General features: G+C 67.4%; 16 protein-coding genes. 3 read left to right on the forward strand and 13 right to left on the reverse strand.

The features are described from left to right. Positions 1-51 precede the first annotated feature (51 nt). Positions 52-912, reverse strand: a complete 861-nt coding sequence (locus K6T84_RS19630) for an alpha/beta fold hydrolase (RefSeq protein WP_225400771.1) — start codon at positions 910-912, stop codon at positions 52-54. A gap of 202 nt (positions 913-1,114) precedes the next feature. On the opposite strand from K6T84_RS19630, the gene K6T84_RS19635 reads away from it, so the two are divergent. Then, the gene (locus tag K6T84_RS19635) at positions 1,115-2,746 is read left to right on the forward strand and encodes a flavin-containing monooxygenase (protein ID WP_225400772.1); all 1,632 of its coding nucleotides are present in this window, start codon (positions 1,115-1,117) and stop codon (positions 2,744-2,746) included. Positions 2,747-2,807: 61 nt separating this feature from the next. Here the strand turns inward: K6T84_RS19635 and K6T84_RS19640 are convergent, their stop codons facing one another. The 3 genes from K6T84_RS19640 to K6T84_RS19650 form a co-directional block, all read right to left on the reverse strand. Further along, the gene (locus tag K6T84_RS19640; RefSeq protein WP_225399139.1) at positions 2,808-3,653 is read right to left on the reverse strand and encodes an SDR family oxidoreductase; all 846 of its coding nucleotides are present in this window, start codon (positions 3,651-3,653) and stop codon (positions 2,808-2,810) included. Positions 3,654-3,655: 2 nt separating this feature from the next. After that, entirely contained in the window at positions 3,656-4,471 is an 816-nt protein-coding gene (locus tag K6T84_RS19645) for an SDR family oxidoreductase (protein WP_225399140.1), read from the reverse strand. A 66-nt stretch (positions 4,472-4,537) separates the two neighbouring features. After that, the gene (locus K6T84_RS19650) at positions 4,538-5,434 is read right to left on the reverse strand and encodes an enoyl-CoA hydratase (protein WP_224862909.1); all 897 of its coding nucleotides are present in this window, start codon (positions 5,432-5,434) and stop codon (positions 4,538-4,540) included. 45 nt (positions 5,435-5,479) lie between these two features. Between K6T84_RS19650 and K6T84_RS19655 the strand changes: the two genes are divergently transcribed. Both K6T84_RS19655 and K6T84_RS19660 read left to right on the forward strand, forming a co-directional pair. After that, a complete protein-coding gene (locus K6T84_RS19655) occupies positions 5,480-5,653 on the forward strand; it encodes a hypothetical protein (protein WP_224862911.1) in 174 nt (57 codons plus the stop codon). Next, positions 5,654-7,099, forward strand: coding sequence for an alpha,alpha-trehalose-phosphate synthase (UDP-forming) (locus K6T84_RS19660; RefSeq protein ID WP_224862913.1), 1,446 nt, complete (start codon positions 5,654-5,656; stop codon positions 7,097-7,099). Between the two features lies 1 nt (position 7,100). Here K6T84_RS19660 and K6T84_RS19665 read toward each other — a convergent pair whose 3' ends face one another. From K6T84_RS19665 to K6T84_RS19705, 9 genes are read right to left on the reverse strand one after another with little or no spacing between them, the layout of a single operon-like run. Beyond that, positions 7,101-7,643 (reverse strand): hypothetical protein, encoded by a 543-nt coding sequence (locus tag K6T84_RS19665; protein WP_225400773.1) that lies wholly within the window; start codon positions 7,641-7,643, stop codon positions 7,101-7,103. Between the two features lie 17 nt (positions 7,644-7,660). Continuing rightward, positions 7,661-8,167, reverse strand: coding sequence for a mammalian cell entry protein (locus tag K6T84_RS19670; protein WP_225400774.1), 507 nt, complete (start codon positions 8,165-8,167; stop codon positions 7,661-7,663). Next, a complete protein-coding gene (locus K6T84_RS19675) occupies positions 8,146-8,811 on the reverse strand; it encodes an Rv1363c family protein (RefSeq protein WP_224862917.1) in 666 nt (221 codons plus the stop codon). The genes K6T84_RS19670 and K6T84_RS19675 overlap by 22 nt, the downstream gene beginning before the upstream one ends. Further along, the gene (locus tag K6T84_RS19680; RefSeq protein ID WP_224862919.1) at positions 8,808-10,502 is read right to left on the reverse strand and encodes an MCE family protein; all 1,695 of its coding nucleotides are present in this window, start codon (positions 10,500-10,502) and stop codon (positions 8,808-8,810) included. Before K6T84_RS19680 ends, K6T84_RS19675 begins: the two co-directional genes overlap by 4 nt. 3 nt (positions 10,503-10,505) lie before the next feature. Further along, positions 10,506-11,693 (reverse strand): MCE family protein, encoded by a 1,188-nt coding sequence (locus K6T84_RS19685; protein ID WP_224862921.1) that lies wholly within the window; start codon positions 11,691-11,693, stop codon positions 10,506-10,508. Beyond that, positions 11,690-13,021: an MCE family protein gene (locus tag K6T84_RS19690; protein ID WP_224862923.1), complete on the reverse strand. Its 1,332-nt coding sequence runs from the start codon at positions 13,019-13,021 to the stop codon at positions 11,690-11,692. The genes K6T84_RS19685 and K6T84_RS19690 overlap by 4 nt, the downstream gene beginning before the upstream one ends. Continuing rightward, positions 13,018-14,076 (reverse strand): MCE family protein, encoded by a 1,059-nt coding sequence (locus tag K6T84_RS19695; protein WP_224865996.1) that lies wholly within the window; start codon positions 14,074-14,076, stop codon positions 13,018-13,020. Before K6T84_RS19695 ends, K6T84_RS19690 begins: the two co-directional genes overlap by 4 nt. Beyond that, positions 14,063-15,100, reverse strand: coding sequence for an MCE family protein (locus K6T84_RS19700; protein ID WP_224862925.1), 1,038 nt, complete (start codon positions 15,098-15,100; stop codon positions 14,063-14,065). Before K6T84_RS19700 ends, K6T84_RS19695 begins: the two co-directional genes overlap by 14 nt. Further along, entirely contained in the window at positions 15,100-16,305 is a 1,206-nt protein-coding gene (locus K6T84_RS19705; RefSeq protein WP_408066149.1) for an MCE family protein, read from the reverse strand. Before K6T84_RS19705 ends, K6T84_RS19700 begins: the two co-directional genes overlap by 1 nt.

The following is a 16,305-nucleotide window of genomic DNA, read 5'->3' on the forward strand; positions in this document are numbered from 1 at the left end:
CGACGGTCGTGGCCGCCGCTTCACCCTGCCCTTGACAAACTTCCCTACATATCAGTCGCGGGTCAGGTATTCCAGCACCACGCGGGTGAAGGCGTCCTTGGCCTCGATCATGGTCCAGTGCCCGCAGTTGGGAAACACGTGCACCTCGGCATTGGGAATGGTCCGCATCGGGATCAGCGCCATGTCCAGCGGGCTGACCCGGTCGTCGCGGCCCCAGGTGACCAGCGCCGGCGTCTTGAGCCGGTGCATCATCGCCCACGGCAGCGGCCCCTTGGACGCCTGCATCATCTTCACCATGTTGGTGAAGGCTTCCTTGCCGTACATCCGCCGGGCACTGGCCAGCGTCTCGGGATCGGTGGCCAGCGCCCACCGCTCCTCGATGAGCTCTTCGGTGATCACCGACGGGTCGTAGACCATCGAGTGCAGCCAGCGCACCAGCGCCTCACGGCTGGGGTTGTCGACGAAGTCCTGCAGCAGCCGGATGCCCTCGGCCGGGCCGGGGCTGAGCAGGTTGGTGCCGATGCCGCCGATGGTCACGAGCCGGTTCACCCGGTCGGGGTTGCCGATCGCGTAGCCGATTCCGACGCCGCCGCCCATCGAGTTGCCGACGACGTTGAACCGGTCCAGGCCCAGCGCGTCGGCGAAGGCCGGCACCGCGGCGAACGCCGTCATCATCGGGTGCCCGCCGAAGTCGTCGCTGACGCCGAAGCCGGGGAACTCCAGCACCAGGCACCGGAAGTGCTCGGCGAAGGCCGGCAGCACACCGCGGTAATTACGCCACCCGGTCACGCCCGGCCCGGAGCCGTGCAGCAGCAGCAGCGTCGGCCCGTCACCGGCCTCGTGGTAGCGCAGCACGCCCTGATCGGTGGTGACCTCACGCAGGGTCGCGTCGTGGCTCAGCTCGGACGTCATATCTCTCCTACTCGGCACAGTGACTTAGCTAGACACGCTAACGCCAGCCGAAGCGTGCCGCACGCCTGGGTTCCGCCATCGCAGCGCCTTCGTCATCGAGCGGGTCGACGATCACCGCCGTACCGCCCCAACCCCTGTTGTCCGGGCCCGCCACCTCCTAGCCTGATCGACGAGGACCGTCCATGGCAGAAGGGCCACCAGTGTGAACGCGCCGGCATCATCGATCGAGACAACCGTTCCCTCGAACCTCGACGTCGTGGTCATCGGGGCCGGTTTCGCCGGGCTCTACGCATTGCATCGGCTCCGCGGCAACGGCCTGCGGGTGCAGGTTTTCGAGTCGGCCGGCGACGTGGGCGGCACCTGGTACTGGAACCGCTACCCCGGTGCACGCTGTGACGTGGAAAGCGTGGACTACTCCTACTCGTTCGACGACGAACTGCAGCAGGACTGGACCTGGACCGAGAATTACGCCACCCAGCCGGAGATCCTTTCCTACCTCCGCCATGTCGCCGAACGGTTCGATCTGCGCCGCGACATCAAGTTCAACACTCGGGTGACCGACATCGTCTTCGATGAGACGACCACCCGGTGGCAGGTGACCACCGCCTCCGGCGACGCCGTCACCGCGCGGTTCGTCGTCCTGGGCGTCGGTCCGCTGTCCAACGCGAACATCCCGGCCATCGAGGGCCTGGCGTCGTTCGCCGGGCCGGTCTACCACACCAGCAAGTGGCCGCATGAGGTCGTCGACTTCACCGAGCAGCGGGTCGGTGTGATCGGAACCGGATCGTCTGGCATTCAAGCGATTCCGTGCATCGCTCAACAAGCCGCACAGCTGCACGTGTTCCAGCGCTCGCCGAACTACAGTGTGCCGGCCGGCAATGTCCCGCTCGATGACAAGACCGTCCGGGAACACAAGGCGACCTATGCCGAACGACGCAGGCTGTCGATGCTCAGCGGCGGCGGTTCCCCGCATCGGCCGCACCCCAAGTCGGCGCTGGAGGTCTCCGACGAGGAACGGCGGGCGGCTTACGAGAAGCGTTGGCAGCTGGGCGGCGTGCTGTTCGCCAAGACATTCTCGGACCAGTCGGTGACCGTGGAGGCCAACAACACGGCCCGGGAGTTCTGGGAGGACAAGATCCGCGCCGTGGTCGACGACCCGGACATCGCCGACCTGCTGATCCCCAAGGATCACCCGATCGGCACCAAACGGATCTGCACCGACGACCACTATTTCCAGACGTTCAACCGGCCCAACGTGGACCTGGTCAACCTGCGCGCCACACCCATCGAGCGGATCGACGCCGGCGGCATACACACCTCCGACGACTACTACGAGTTGGACGCATTGGTGCTGGCCACCGGGTTCGACGCGATGACCGGATCGGTGGACAAGCTCAACATCGTCGGCCGCGGCGGGCAGACGCTCAACGCAGCCTGGGCCGAGGGCCCGGTCACCTATCTCGGCCTGGGTGTTCCCGGCTTCCCGAACCTGTTCAACATCGCCGGGGCGGGCAGCCCCTCGGTGCTGGCGAACATGGTGCTGCATGCCGAGCTGCATGTGGACTGGATCGCCGCGGCCATCGCGCATCTGGACACCCACGGCACCGTCGGCATCGAAGCGTGCGCCGACGCGGCGGCGGACTGGGTCAAGGAGTGCTCCGACCGGGCCACCGGCACCCTTATGCTGCAGGCGAATTCGTGGTACTTGGGCGCGAACATTCCCGGTAAACCGCGGGTGTTCATGCCGTTCATCGGCGGATTCGGCGTCTACGGCCAGATCATCGCCGACGTCGCGGCCGCCGGCTACAAGGGATTCGACCTCATCGAGGCGTAATGGACATCAGCACCCTCACCGCGTTGATCGATCGCGTGTCGCCCGTGATCATAGAACCGGCCTAGGTCTTACTGAACGACCTCATCCGCAGGAGGTAGCCCAGCACACGTCGCGCCGGCACCGCACGCGGCCAGTCGTCGGCGCGGAAGTAGGCGTCGGTGCCGCCGTCCACGAAGATCACGCTGCCGCACAGGAACTCGGCGGCGTCGGACAGCATGAACAGCATCCAGTCAGCCAGTTGCCCGGGGTCACCGAAACCCCTGACCGGGACCGGAAAACTGCGGACCGCCTTCTCCTGTCCCGGGGTGGCGAGCTGGCGCTCCAGCAACGGCGTCATGATCGCCCCGGGAGCCAGGGCGTTGAGCCGGATACCCGCCCCCGCCCACTCCGGCGTGACGGCCTGGCGGCGCACCCAGCGTGACACCGCGATCTTGGATGCCGCATACGCGATCGACGGCGCACCCGGCCCGAACGCGCGCAGCCATCGCACCGCTTTCGCCGCGTTGCCGGCAAGCAGTGCCCGCACTGCGGCCCCTGGTACCGCCGGCACCGTGGTGGTCGAATTACTGGACACGACAACGACTTTGGCACTGCCGGTGGCCGCCAGCGCCGGACGCAACGCCTCCAACAGGTCGACCACCCCGAAGTAATTAACCTGCAGGATCAGCTGGGTCGCCCGCGGGGTCGGCCCGATACCGGCGGCCAGCACCGCCCCGTCCAGCCGGCCCCCACACGCCTCCAGCACCTGTTCGGCGGCAGCCGCCCGGCCCTCCGTCGTCGACAGGTCCGCGACCACCTCGGCCTCACGCAGGTCGACCCCGATCACGGTATGGCCGGCCGCCCGCAGCTTGTCGGCGGCCTGCTTACCCATGCCGGATGCCGCCCCGGTCACCGCATACACACCCACGGCTAGCCCCCGACCACGCCCCGAAGCCCGTCGGCCCCGAACGCCGGCTCCAGCATCGAGGTGAAGTCCGGGCCGCGGCGCAGCATCTGGCCGCCGTCGACGTTGATGATCTGGCCGTTGATGTAGGAGGCCGCGTCACTGAGCAGGAACAGCGCCAGGTTGGCGACGTCTTCGGCCTCACCGGGCCGCGGCAGCGGCGTGCAGCTGCGGTAGTCCTCACTGAGCTCGGGCGAGTCCAGGATCGGGGCGACCAGCTCGGTGCGGATCAGGCCGGGACGGATGCTGTTGACCCGCACCCAGGAGGCACCGAGTTCGTCGGCGGCCAGCTGGATCAGGTTGTCCAGTGCCGCCTTGGTCGGGCCGTAGGCGCCGAACCAGCGGTGGGTGTTGCCGGCCGCGATCGAGGAGATCCCGACGAACGAACCGCCACCACCGCGCACCAGCGCACGCCCGGCGTGTTTGATCAGGTACATCGTGCCGTTGACGTTGAGGTCGACGGTTTGCCGCCACAACTCCGAGTCGATCTGGGTGATCGGTCCGATGGTCAGCGAACCGCCGGCGGCGTGCACCACCCCGTGCAGCCGGCCGTGCTCGGCGACCGCCGCCTCGACGGAGGCGATCACGCTGTCCTCGTCGGTGACGTCGGCCGCGAAGTAGCGGGCGCCGATCTCGGCGGCCACCTCCGCCAGTCGTTCGGCACCCCGCCCGAGGATCAGGACGTCGGCTCCCGCGGCCGCCAACGCGGCGGCCACGGCCTTACCGATGCCGCTGCCACCACCGGTGACCAGGTAAGTGCGGTCTTGAAAGGAAAGCTGCACGCCGAACCCCTTACGTCAAAACTGGAACACGTTCTACCTATAGAACCATGCTCGCAGCCCCGCCGGTCAGGGTTGGTCGCGACGGGCCAAATCGGTCGCCTTGGCGGTACGCCAGTCCGGTACGTCCGGTGGCAACGCGATGGGGAACTTGTTGTCGTTGTGCGCCGCCCAGTGCGCATGGCCCAGCTGGTGGATGTGGAATCCGTGCCGCAGCGCCTCGGAGAAACCCATCGCGTCGGCGGCGGCGTTCACCGAGTCCTTGATGAGCAGCGCGCCCATGGTCGGCACTGCTGCGATACGGCGGGCGAACTCAAGCGTCTTGTCGACCAGTTCGTCGGCGGCGAAGACCTTGGACACCATGCCGAGCCGGTAGGCCTCGTCGGCGTCGAGCGAGTCTCCGGTCAGCAGCAGCTCCTTGGCCTTGCGCGGCCCGAACTCCCAGGGATGCGCGTAGTACTCGACTCCCGGCATACCCAGGCGCACCCCGACCACGTCGGAGAACCGGGCGTTGTCGGCGGCCACGATCAGATCGCATGCCCAGATCAGCATCAGCCCGGCCGAGATCGCGTTGCCCTGAACCTGCGCGATGGTGATCTTGCGCAGGTCCCGCCAGCGGCAGGTGTTGGCGAAGTAGTGGTGCCATTCCTGCAGGTAGGTCTTCTCCACCACCGGCTCGCGGGTACCGCCGTTGACGCCGAAGCTCGGGTGCTGGCCCGGGCCGGGCCGGCGCTCGGCCAACGCCTCCTCGGACCCCAGGTCGTGGCCGGCGGAGAAGTTCTTACCGCGGGCGCCCAGGATCACCACCCGCACCGTGTCGTCGGCTTCGGCGCGGCGCAGCGCCTCGTCGAGCTGCACCAGCAGCGTGCGGTTCTGCGCGTTGTGGCTCTCCGGGCGGTTCAACCAGATCCGGGCGATGCGCCCGTCGTCGAGCGTCTCGTAGTCGACCAGGTCGTGTGCGGTCATGCTGGACAGGCTACGGCGCGCTGGGCACTTCGCTAGAGTCTCCCTATGGCTGCTAAAACCGAACACGCCGATATCGAGGACGTGGCACCGCTGGCCGACAACACCGCCAACCAGGCACGGCGCGTCGTTGCCGCCTACGCCGAGGACGCCGACGAGTGTCGGGTGTTCCTGTCCATGCTGGGGATCGGACCGGCCACCCCCGACAAGCCCGGCGCGTAAATGGCTGCGTCGGGTGTCCCGGGCGAGCCCGGGGACTCCGACTTCGTCGTGGTGGCCAACCGGCTGCCCATCGACATCGAGAAGCTGCCCGACGGCACAACCACCTGGAAGCGCAGCCCCGGCGGCCTGGTGACCGCTCTGGAGCCGCTGCTGCGCAAGCGGCGGGGCGCCTGGGTGGGCTGGCCGGGCAGCCCGGACTGCCCCGACGGGCCGATCGACGACGAAGATCTGCGGCTGCATCCGGTCGCGCTGAGCGCCACCGACATCGCCGAATACTACGAGGGCTTCTCCAACGCGACGCTGTGGCCGCTGTACCACGACGTGATCGTCAAACCGCTCTATCACCGGCAGTGGTGGGACCGCTACGTCGACGTCAATCAGCGGTTCGCCGAGGCCGCCTCGCGGGCCGCCGCGCCGGGTGCCACGGTGTGGGTTCAGGACTACCAGTTGCAGCTGGTGCCCAAGATGCTGCGCGCGCTGCGCCCCGACGTCACCATCGGTTTCTTCCTGCACATCCCGTTCCCGCCGGTGGAGCTGTTCATGCAACTGCCGTGGCGCGCGGAGATCGTCGACGGCCTGCTCGGCGCCGACCTGGTCGGCTTCCACCTGCCCGGCGGCGCCCAGAACTTCCTGATCCTGGCCCGCAGACTGGCCGGTGCCGACACCTCGCGGGGCTTGGTCGGGGTTCGCAGCCGGTTCGGCGAGGTGCGGCTGGACGACCGCACCGTGCGCGTCGGCGCATTCCCGATCTCGATCGACTCCGGCGAACTCGACCGTAAGGCGCGTGAGCGCTCGATCCGGCGGCGCGCCAAGGAGATCCGGGCCGAGCTGGGGCATCCCCGCAAGGTCCTGCTCGGGGTGGACCGGCTGGACTACACCAAGGGCATCGACGTGCGGCTCAAGGCATTCAACGAGCTGCTCGACGAGGGCCGGGCCAAACGCGACGACACAGTGCTGGTGCAGTTGGCGACACCGAGCCGAGAGCGGGTGGAGAGCTACCAGCTCCTGCGCGAGGACATCGAACGCCAGGTCGGCCACATCAACGGCGAGTACAGCGAGGTCGGCCACCCGGTGGTGCACTACCTGCACCGGCCGGTCCCCCGCGATGAGTTGATCGCGTTCTTCGTGGCCAGCGACGTCATGCTGGTCACCCCGCTGCGCGACGGGATGAACCTGGTCGCCAAGGAGTACGTGGCCTGTCGAAGTGACCTGGGCGGAGCCCTGGTGTTGAGCGAATTCACCGGCGCCGCGGCGGAATTGAGCCAGGCCTACCTGGTGAACCCACACGATCTGGAGGGCGTCAAGGACGTCATCGAGGCGGCTGTCAACCAGACACCTGAAGAGGGACGCCGCCGGATGCGGTCGCTGCGCCGGCAGGTGCTGGCCCACGACGTGGACCGTTGGGCCCGCGCCTTCCTCGACGCGCTCGCCGGGGCCCCGAAATAGCTCAGCTACACAGGTGGATCGGGTTGTCCTGGCAGGTCAGCGGGTAGCGGACCACCGGGTTGGGCAGCGGCGAGACGTACGTCAGCGTGAACGGGTGCTTGTCCAGCCCGGGCTGCCTGCCGCAGACGGCGGCGTTCGAGTGGGTGTAGGTGCCGTTGAGCGACGTGTCGAACTGATACAGCTCTTCGCTGGCGGCGGTACTGCCGTCGGAGCATCGGGTGCCGGCCAGCAGCGGGGTGTGGTAGGTCCAGCGACCGTTGGCCAGCCGGTAGGAACCGGCCTGTCCGGGTGGGCCGTCGCTCTCCACCTGCAGTCGGCAGCCGACTGCCAGGTGCAACGGCACCCGGCCGTCGCCCACCGTCGGGACGCACAGCGGGTAGATCTTCCAATTCGCGGTGATGCCGTTTCCGTTGTAGGTGTATACGCCCTCCAACGTGCCCTCGGGCAGCGCGTCGTCATCGTCGGCGCCGGCCTCGACTGCCAGCCCGACACTCGCGGCCATCGCGAGGGCGAAGGCCGCCAGACCGCGAACGAGTTCCCTCATGGCGCACATCCTCTCAGCTAGATCGGCGCGATATTGCTGATCAGCCATTGGCGGTCGATCTTGCGGAAGTCGACCCGCAGGCGGCTGCCCTCGTAGAACTTCTCCTTGGACTTGCCCGTCACGGTGCGATTCACGAAGACCAGCACCGAACCGGTGGTCCGCTTGGCGTCCAGGGCACCGACACCGACGACGTCGACCTGGTTCACCAGCTGCTTCTCCCGGGCCTGCGGAATGATGTCGTTGACGGCGCGGGCTTCGAATTCACGGCGGTAGTCCGGAGTGAACATCGGGTAGGTCTCGGTGAGGCTGCGTTCCACCGTCGTGTACTCGTAGCCGAGTACTTTGGGGATCTCATCGGCCGTCAGCTTCGCCAGCTCGACGCGGGTCAACTGTTCGCCATGCGACTCGACCCGGCTCCAGTACAGCGAGCCCGCCATGGCGCCCAGACCCACGAACACGCCGAGGATCACCACCAGGGCGGCCGGCACCGACCAGCGGCGGTTCATCGGCTGCCGTCCGGCCACTTGAGGTCGTAGGCGGTCATGTTGCCGGCGTCGTCCTCGTGCACGACGATCCGCAGTGCGTACGGCTGCGAGGGCTTGTTGACGCCGTCGGCATCGGTGGCGGTGGCCCGCATCGCCACCAACACCGTGGCGTTGCCGGGCACCTCATCGACGTTCTCCAGGGCCGCGGCGTTCACGACGGCCTCCGAGCTGTGTTTGGTCTCCCGCAGCAGCGCCTTGAGGTTCTCGGCGTTGGCGGCCATGGTGTCGCGCAGCGGGCCGCTGGTGCCCGCGACGAACCGGTTCACCTGGTCGTTGATGGTGTCCGGGGTGTAGGTGTACATGTTCAGAACCGTCTGCACGGCGGTGTCGACGAACCGCTGGTCTCGACTGTCCGACGCGACGGCGTGCCGGTGCTGGACCAGCAGCAGCGCAACCAGCGCGCCCAGCACGATACTCGCTGCCAGACCGGTGCCACCCGCCACCCGCGCAACCTGCCGCGCATTGGGCAGACGCCGCGGCGGTGGACCGAGCGGGCGGAGCTCCCGCGCGGCGGCCCGACTGGGCACGCTCACCCGCACGGCGGTCATCTCTGCGGCATCACCGGCCGGGCCGACATCCCGCGATGCGCGGCGACGAACCTTGGCATCCTCCGGACCGGTCACGTCTGCCTCGGCTCGAGCATCAGGTCAGCCCAGTTCTCGGCGGGCAGCCACTTGTCACCGCCGGAGACGAACACTCCGGTTCCGCCCGCCGGGTCGACGAACTTTCCGGTGCGCTGGTCGTAGCTGCTGTAGGCCACCCCATTGGCCTGAGCCTCGGCCGGCAGTGGCCCGGGGGCCGGTCCCGGCGCCGGGTCCCGGTTGTAGGGGGGCAGACCGCCGTTGCCGCCGGGGCTGGTCGGCATGTTCTGGTCCGGCGGAGCGTAGAACGGCCACGGCGCCGGCTTCTCCGGTCCGAGCGCGTTCGGCGGGTACGGCAGCGGGTAGGGCGGGTTGGGCGCCGGACCCGGGCCCGCTGGCACACCCGGTGGCAGCGCGACCACCGGCGGGCCGGGGTCGTAGTCGGAGTTCGGCGGGATGTAGGGGAACTTGTTCATCGGCCGCAACATCCGCGGGTCGGTGATCGGAGTGTCGTACGGCACGGGCGGGCCGCGCCATGCGTTCGACCCGATCGGGATGAAGCCCTTCGGGTCCCTGCACAGCTGGATGGTCGGGGCACGCTTGCCCGGGTACTCCATACACGGATAGTTGCGGGCACCGCGGACCGCGGTCGCATCATTCTGTGCCGCTTTGCAGTACAGGTCCTTCGGCAGTTCGCGCACGGTCTCGTCGGCGGATGAGCGCATCTCGGTGAACGGCAGGAAGCCGACCGTGCACGGCGGCGGGTCGTGCATGTCGATCTTGAAGTCCAGCTTGACGCCCTCTTCCATCGGCACACCACCGGCAACGGTGAGCAGTGCGGCCATCAGCGCGGGGAACACCACCAGCGCATGCTCGATGGAGTTGCGGTAGATCACTCCGACCCGGCCGAAGTTGGCCATGCTGGCCGCCAGGGTCGGGAACGATGCGCGGATTCCGCTGAAAGTGGTGTTGGCCTCATCGGTGACGCCGGGCAGGGTCTGCAGCACCTCACGTAGCTGCGGGTCGGCGTTGCGCACCTCGGTGGTGACCGCCGCCAGGGATTTGGTCAGCTTCCTGATGTCGTCGCCGCTGCGGATCTGGGCGTCCAGGAACGGCTGGACTTGATCGATCAGGCCCGCGGTCGCTTCGAAGTTGGCATTGGCCTCGTCGATCAGTTGCCGCGACGACGCGATCATGCGGGCCAGTTCGGGCCCCGAACCGTTGAACCCGTCGAACGCGCTGCGCAACAGGTCGCGAAGGCGGCTATTGGCGACGCTGTTGACCAGCGACTGGGCCTGGTCGAGCAGTCCGGCGATGTCCTGGCCGATGGCGGTGCGGTCCTGGCCGATGCGCGCACCGTTGTGCAGCACCCCGGCGGCGGCGACCTCCTTCGGTGGGACCAGGTCGATGTACTGCTCACCGATCGCGGACATGCTCTTGACGGTGGCGGTGACGTTCCCCGGAACCTTGGTGCCGCTGTTGAGCCGCATCTCGGCGTCAACCCCGTGGTCGGTGAGCTGTACGTTGTCGACCCGACCCACCGTGACGCCGCGGTAGGTGACGTTGGCGCTCTTGTAGATTCCGCCGCCGCCGATGAAGTCGGCCGTCACCTTGTAGGTGCCGATACCCAGCCGGCTCGGGGCGTGCAGGTACAGGATCGCGATCGCGCCCACGGCGATCACGGTGACCACCGCGAAGATCCCGAGTTGAATACGAACCAGACGAGTCAGCATTGATCAGTCCCCATAGTTCGCGGCCGTGCCGGGCGGGATCTTGAACGGGTCGGCGGCCTGCCCGGACAGGTTGGCCATCTGTCCGATCAGGAAGTCGGGCGGGTTGAGGACGTCGTGCATGTGGGGCATGTTCGGGTCGAAGCCACCGGTGGTGAACACCGACTCGCCGAACCGGCGCAGCGTCAGGTCGAACGTGACGTAGACGTTGAGGAAGTCACCGCGCACCGCGTTGCGCAGGTACATCGACGGGAACGGGAACGTCGGGATGAACGGGAACGCCGTCACCAGCTCATTGGCGTTGTCAGCGAAGGCTTTGACGATCGGATACAGGTCCTTGATGTCGGCGGCGAAGTCCTCTTTGGTCTCGGTCATGATCCGCGACCCGACCGTCGCCAGCCGGCCCAGGGCACCGAACGCGTCCACGATGCTGGACCGGTTGTCGTTGAGCACCGCCAATGCGGCCGGCATGGTGTCCAGCGCGCGCGCCAGGCTGGGTGCGCTGCGGGCCAGCGTCGCCCCGACCCGGTTCAGGCCCTCGGCGGCGGCGATGATGTCGTGGGCCTGGCGGTCCAGCGAAGCGGTGAGTTCAGCCAGCCGGGGCACCAGTCCGGCAAGCGTGCCGGCCCGGCCGGCGACCGCTGCATACGCCTCCTCGGTGATGTCCTGCAATGCACCGAGATTGCCCTGATTGACCACGACACCCAACGATGACAGGACCTCCTCGGTGCTGGGGTAGCGGCCGGTCCGGCTGAGCGGGATCTGGTCACCCGAGGCGAGTCTGCCGACCGGGGCTTCGTCGTGCGGTTCGGAGAGCTCGATGTGCTGGGATCCCAGCAGTGAGGTCTGAGCGACATTCGCGATGGCGTTCGCCGGAAGCGCCACGTTTCCGTCCAGCGACAGCTTGACCGCCGCGTAGAAGCTGCCGTCGGGCTGCTGCACGGCCTGAATACCCGAGACGCTGCCCACGGTCACGTCGTTGACCATCACCGGCGAGTTCTGCGGCAGTGTGGTCACATCCGGCAGTTGCACCGTGACGCTGTAGGAGCCCCGGCCGTGGCCCGCGGTGCCCGGCATGTTCAGCGAGTTGAGCCCGCCGAACTGGCACCCGGACAGCACCAGCGCCCCGGCGCCCAGTGCCGCACCTCGTCGGCCGGCCCGCCGAACCACGCCGGCAACAGACTTCACGCTCATCCGCCCTCCCGCGGTGCGCCCGCCCCCGGTTGCTGCGGGCCGGTCGGTCCTGGTGCCGCGCCCATCTGCCCCGGATCGGGCGGTAGGAACAGTTTGGCGACGTCGTCGGTGCTCGGGGGGGTCACGCCCGGCGCCGGCATCCATTTCAGATACGGCACCGGAGTCTCGGCCTTGGCCTCGGTCGCCGGGGTGTCGTAGATGATCTGCCCCTTGTAGGCGGTGATCGAGTTGATCGGGTGGAACAGGAACGGCAGGAAGTTCATCGACCAGCGCCGCATGACCGGGCCCATCCGCTCCTTGCAGATCTCCGCTCGTTTGAAGTTGTCCGGCACCGAACCCACATCGAAGACGCCGCCGCAGATGAACTGCACCGGGTTGGCGAAGTCGGGCAGCGACAGCAGGCCGCTCAACGTGCCCTGCGCGGGGTTGTAGATGTTGTAGAAGTTGGTCAGGCCGTGCGGGGTGATGTGCAGGACCTGCTCGAACTTCTCACTGTTGTCACTGAGGACCTTGGTGAAGTCCGCCAACTTGTTGACCTGGGCGATCAACGCGTCGTTGTTGTCGTGCAGGAAACCGCGGACGTCGCGCAGCGCCTGATTCAGCGTGCCCAGCGTGACATCCAGGTCGGCGGAGCTCTCGGCCAGCACCGCCGAGACCGCCGCGACGTGGTCGGTGAACTGCACCAGCTGTTCGTTGCTGCCCGAGAGCGCATTGACCAGCACCTGCAGGTTCTTCACAGTGCCGAACAGGTCGGTGCGCGAGTCCCCGAGCCGGCCGGTGGTCGCCGAGAGTTCACGCAGTGCGTTGCGGAACGAGTCGCCGTTGCCGTCGAAGGTGTCGGCGGCCTGGTTGACGAACGCGCTCAGCGTGCCGTTGAGTTTGCCTTGCTCGGGCGCCAGTTGCGCGCTGAGCTGGGTGAGTTCCTGCTTGACCTCGTCCCACTCGACCGGCACCGCGGTGCGGTCTTCGCCGAGCACCGCGCCGTCGGCCAGCCGATCGCCGCCGGTGTAGGCCGGAGCCAGCTGGATCACCCGCGCCGAGACGATGTTCGGCGCCATCAACACCGCGTGCACGTCGGCCGGCAGCGGCACGTCGTTGTTCACCTTCATGGTGATCTTGACGTTCTCCGCGCGCGGTTCGATGGACTCGATCCGGCCGACCGGAACCCCGACCACCCGGACGTCGTCACCGGGGTACAGGCCCACCGCCGAGGCGAAGTAGCCGGTGATCCGGTAGCCGCGCTGCGCGGGCAGCACCACATACACACCGGCGGCCAGCAACGCGGCCAGCGCCCCGGCGAGCAGGATTCGCAACGTCGGGCGCGTCATGGCGACTTCGGCTTAATCACGGTGCGGTCGCTGATCATTCCCCGCAGGTAGTCGGCCAGGCTGTCCGGGATCTTGCCGGGCTGGAAGTAGATGTCGAGCAGCACCTCCGACAGCGTGGGTGGTGGCAGGCCGTAGAGGTTGATCTGGAAGCCGGGTCCCGAGGCCACCACCTCGCCCAGTGTGGTGGCGTATCCGGGCAACCGGTCCAGCGCGCCGGTGATGCGGTCTTTGCGCTCGATCAAGTTGTCCAGCACCAGATTGAGCTTCTTCAGGGTCGGACCGACGTTCTTCTGGTTGTCGGTGACGACGCCCGAAAGCTGTTGCGACACATCGTCGATACCGCCGATCAGCGCACCGAGCGCCTGCCGGCGTTCGTCGAGTGCGCCGAAGAGCTGGTTGCCGTCGAGCACCAGCCGGTTGACCTGCTCGGCTCGTTGGTTGAGCACACCGGTGACCGTCTTGGCGTGGGTCAGCAGCTGGGCCAGCGCCTCGTCCCGGCTGTTGATGCTGCGCGACAGCGCCGACACCCCGTCCAGCGCCCCTCGCAATTGCGGGGTCGCCTCGCGCATCGAGTCGGAGAGCACACCCAGCGCCTCTTCGAACCGCGGCTTGTCCAGTTCTTGGACGTTGCCGCCGAGGTCCTGCAGCGCGTTGTTGAGAGTGTACGGAGACCGGGTGCGTTCCAGCGGGATCACCGTGACCGAGCCCGCACCGGCGGGGCTGATCGACAGCGTCTTCTCGCCCAGCACGGTGTCGGTGCGGATCGCGGCCAGCGACTGATCGCCCACCCGGACATTGCGGTCGACGGTGAAACTCACCTTTGCACTGGCTCCGTCCAGCGCCACCTTGGAGACCTTGCCGACCCGGATGCCGGACACCGTCACGTCATTGCCGGGTATGACGCCACCGGCGTCGGCGAAGTAGCCCTGATAGGCCTTGCCCTGCGGCCAGAACGGCAGGCTGGTGTAGCCGAAGGACACGAATACCAGGCATGCGATCAGCACGATGCCCAGAGTTCCGGTGCGAACCGGGTTTACGCCGTCAATTCTTGACAGGAGAGCACCTCCCCTTGCTGGTGTCGGCCTGTCCGCCCATCGGCAACGTGATGTCGCTGCCGGCGGGCCCGTTGAACTTCATCGAGACCGTGCAGTAGTTGATGTTGAAGAACGAGCCGTAGGCGCCGAGGGCGTTGAGCCGCAGGTAGTTCTCCTCCAGCGGATCGATGACCGCGTTGAGTTCGTCCTTACGCCGGTCCAGCACGGTGGCGAACGGGCGGACGTTCTCGATCAGGCCCTGGATCGGCCGCCGGGTGCGGCGCAGGGTGTCGGTGAGGTCGGTCTCGACGCTGGCCAGCGGACCGATCGCACCCGCGATCGCATCCTTGCCCTGCGCCAGACCGGTGATGAGCTGTTGCAGCCGGTCGACGGTGGCGTCGAACTGCGTGCTCTTGTCGTCGACGGTGGCCAGCACCGTGTTGAGGTTGTTGATCACGTCGCCGATCAGCTGGTCGCGGGAGGCCAACGTGGTGGTGAACGAGCTGGTGCTGGCCAGCATCTGCGACAGTGCACCGCCCTGGCCCTGCAGCATCTCGATGATCGCGTTGCTGATCTCGTTGATCTTGCCGCCGTCGAGACCCTTGAGCACCGGGCGCATCCCGCCCAGCAGCGCGTCCAGGTCCAGCGCCGGCTGGGTGTGGTCCCGCACAATCGTGGCACCGGGCGGCAGCTTGCGCATCTCGCCGTCGCCGGAGGCGATCTCCAGATAGCGGTCGCCGACCAGGTTCTCGTACCGGATCAGGGCACGCGTCGAGTCATACATCTGGTAGCGCTTGTCGAGGTCGAACGTGACGTCGACACTGTTGTCCGGCTTCAGTTTCACCGATTTCACCGTGCCCACCGGAATCCCGGCGATCCGCACATCTTCGCCGCCCTTGAGCCGGGATGCGGTGGCGAAATCGGCGTGATAGGTGTGGTTGGACGCGAACCGGAACTCGCCGAAGATCACCACCAGGCCCGCCGACACCAGCAGCATCGCGACGGTGAAGATCGCCACCTTGATCAACGTCCCGCGAGTGTTCATCAGTACTCGTCCCGTTCGGCGTAGGCACCGTTGAAGAGGAACTGTGCGGTCGAGGGTGCGTCGAACTGCACCTCGGTGTTCGGCTGGAACGGAATGTAGGAGTTGTCGGTCACCAGGAACGGCGAGCGGAACCAGGAGCCGCCGAACTGCTTGCTGGGGATGTCCGGCAGGCCGCGGCAGTTGGGTCCGCCACTGGCGTTGGCCACCGGCAGGCTCTCCGGATACGTGTAGGCCGGGGCACCCGGAAGGAAGTTGGAGTGGGTGTACAGCGCCGGCTTGGTGCCGCCGATCGACGGACCGAACTTCTCCATCGCCCCCTTGATGCCCTTGAACAGGCAGCCGAACTCCGGCGAGTATTCGGCCAGCAGATCACCGAGCGCCCGGAACCGCTGGATCCCGGCGATGAAGTCATCGGCGCCCGGCGCGATGGTGTCGTAGCCGTTGTTGGCCAGCCCGGCGGTCGCCAGCAGCGCCCTGTTCAGGTTGTCGCGCTGGTCGACCAGCGTCTTGCTGATCGTCGGGACGTTGTCGAACGTCGTCGCCAGGTCCGGGGCGGCGTCGCCGTAGATGTTGCCGACGACCGCGGTCTTGGCGAAACCCTTCTGCAGCTGCGGCAGCAGCGGATTGAACTTCTCCAGGTAGCCGTTCAGCCCGGACAGCAGCGCACCCAGATTGTCGCCGTTGCCCCGCAGCCCTTCGGCCAGCGCGGTGATCGATCCGTTGAGCTGAACCGGGTCGATCTTGTCCAGCAGGTCGGTGAGCTTCTGGAACAGCGTGTTGACTTCCAGCTGCACGTCGGACGCCTGGACGTTGGCACCGCCGCGCAACGCCTTGCCCGACGGTGTCGGCGGCGGGACGAACTCCACCGACTTGGCTCCGAAGATGGTGTTGCTGGCGATGTGTACAGCAGCATTCGACGGGATGTAGTGCATCGCCGAGCTGTCGATGGCCAGCGTCAGCTTGGCTTGGTCGCCCTGGTACTTGATCTCCTTGACCTTGCCGATCTGGATGCCGCGGTACTTGACCTTGGCGTCCTGTTCCATCACCAGGCCGGCTCGCGGCGAGGTGACGGTGACCTTGTCGGTGGAGCTGAACACCGAGATATAGGCGAGGTAGGTGAACGCGGTGGCGGCGAACAGGATCGCACCCAGGACTGCCGCGGCAATCCGCCCCTGGGTGCGCCTCGATCCGGTATCCACCTGCAT

It is taken from the genome of Mycobacterium zoologicum, assembly GCF_020181635.2.
In the GTDB taxonomy this organism is placed as follows: domain Bacteria; phylum Actinomycetota; class Actinomycetes; order Mycobacteriales; family Mycobacteriaceae; genus Mycobacterium; species Mycobacterium zoologicum.

Excerpts from the sequence above, each read along its gene's own strand:
- K6T84_RS19630 (WP_225400771.1), bottom strand. The coding sequence starts at position 912 with ATGACGTCCGAGCTGAGCCACGACGCGACCCTGCGTGAGGTCACCACC.
- K6T84_RS19650 (WP_224862909.1), bottom strand. The coding sequence starts at position 5,434 with ATGACCGCACACGACCTGGTCGACTACGAGACGCTCGACGACGGGCGC.
- K6T84_RS19655 (WP_224862911.1), top strand. The coding sequence starts at position 5,480 with ATGGCTGCTAAAACCGAACACGCCGATATCGAGGACGTGGCACCGCTG.
- K6T84_RS19660 (WP_224862913.1), top strand. The coding sequence starts at position 5,654 with ATGGCTGCGTCGGGTGTCCCGGGCGAGCCCGGGGACTCCGACTTCGTC.
- K6T84_RS19665 (WP_225400773.1), bottom strand. The coding sequence starts at position 7,643 with ATGAGGGAACTCGTTCGCGGTCTGGCGGCCTTCGCCCTCGCGATGGCC.
- K6T84_RS19680 (WP_224862919.1), bottom strand. The coding sequence starts at position 10,502 with ATGCTGACTCGTCTGGTTCGTATTCAACTCGGGATCTTCGCGGTGGTC.
- K6T84_RS19685 (WP_224862921.1), bottom strand. The coding sequence starts at position 11,693 with ATGAGCGTGAAGTCTGTTGCCGGCGTGGTTCGGCGGGCCGGCCGACGA.
- K6T84_RS19690 (WP_224862923.1), bottom strand. The coding sequence starts at position 13,021 with ATGACGCGCCCGACGTTGCGAATCCTGCTCGCCGGGGCGCTGGCCGCG.
- K6T84_RS19700 (WP_224862925.1), bottom strand. The coding sequence starts at position 15,100 with ATGAACACTCGCGGGACGTTGATCAAGGTGGCGATCTTCACCGTCGCG.
- K6T84_RS19705 (WP_408066149.1), bottom strand. The coding sequence starts at position 16,305 with ATGCAGGTGGATACCGGATCGAGGCGCACCCAGGGGCGGATTGCCGCG.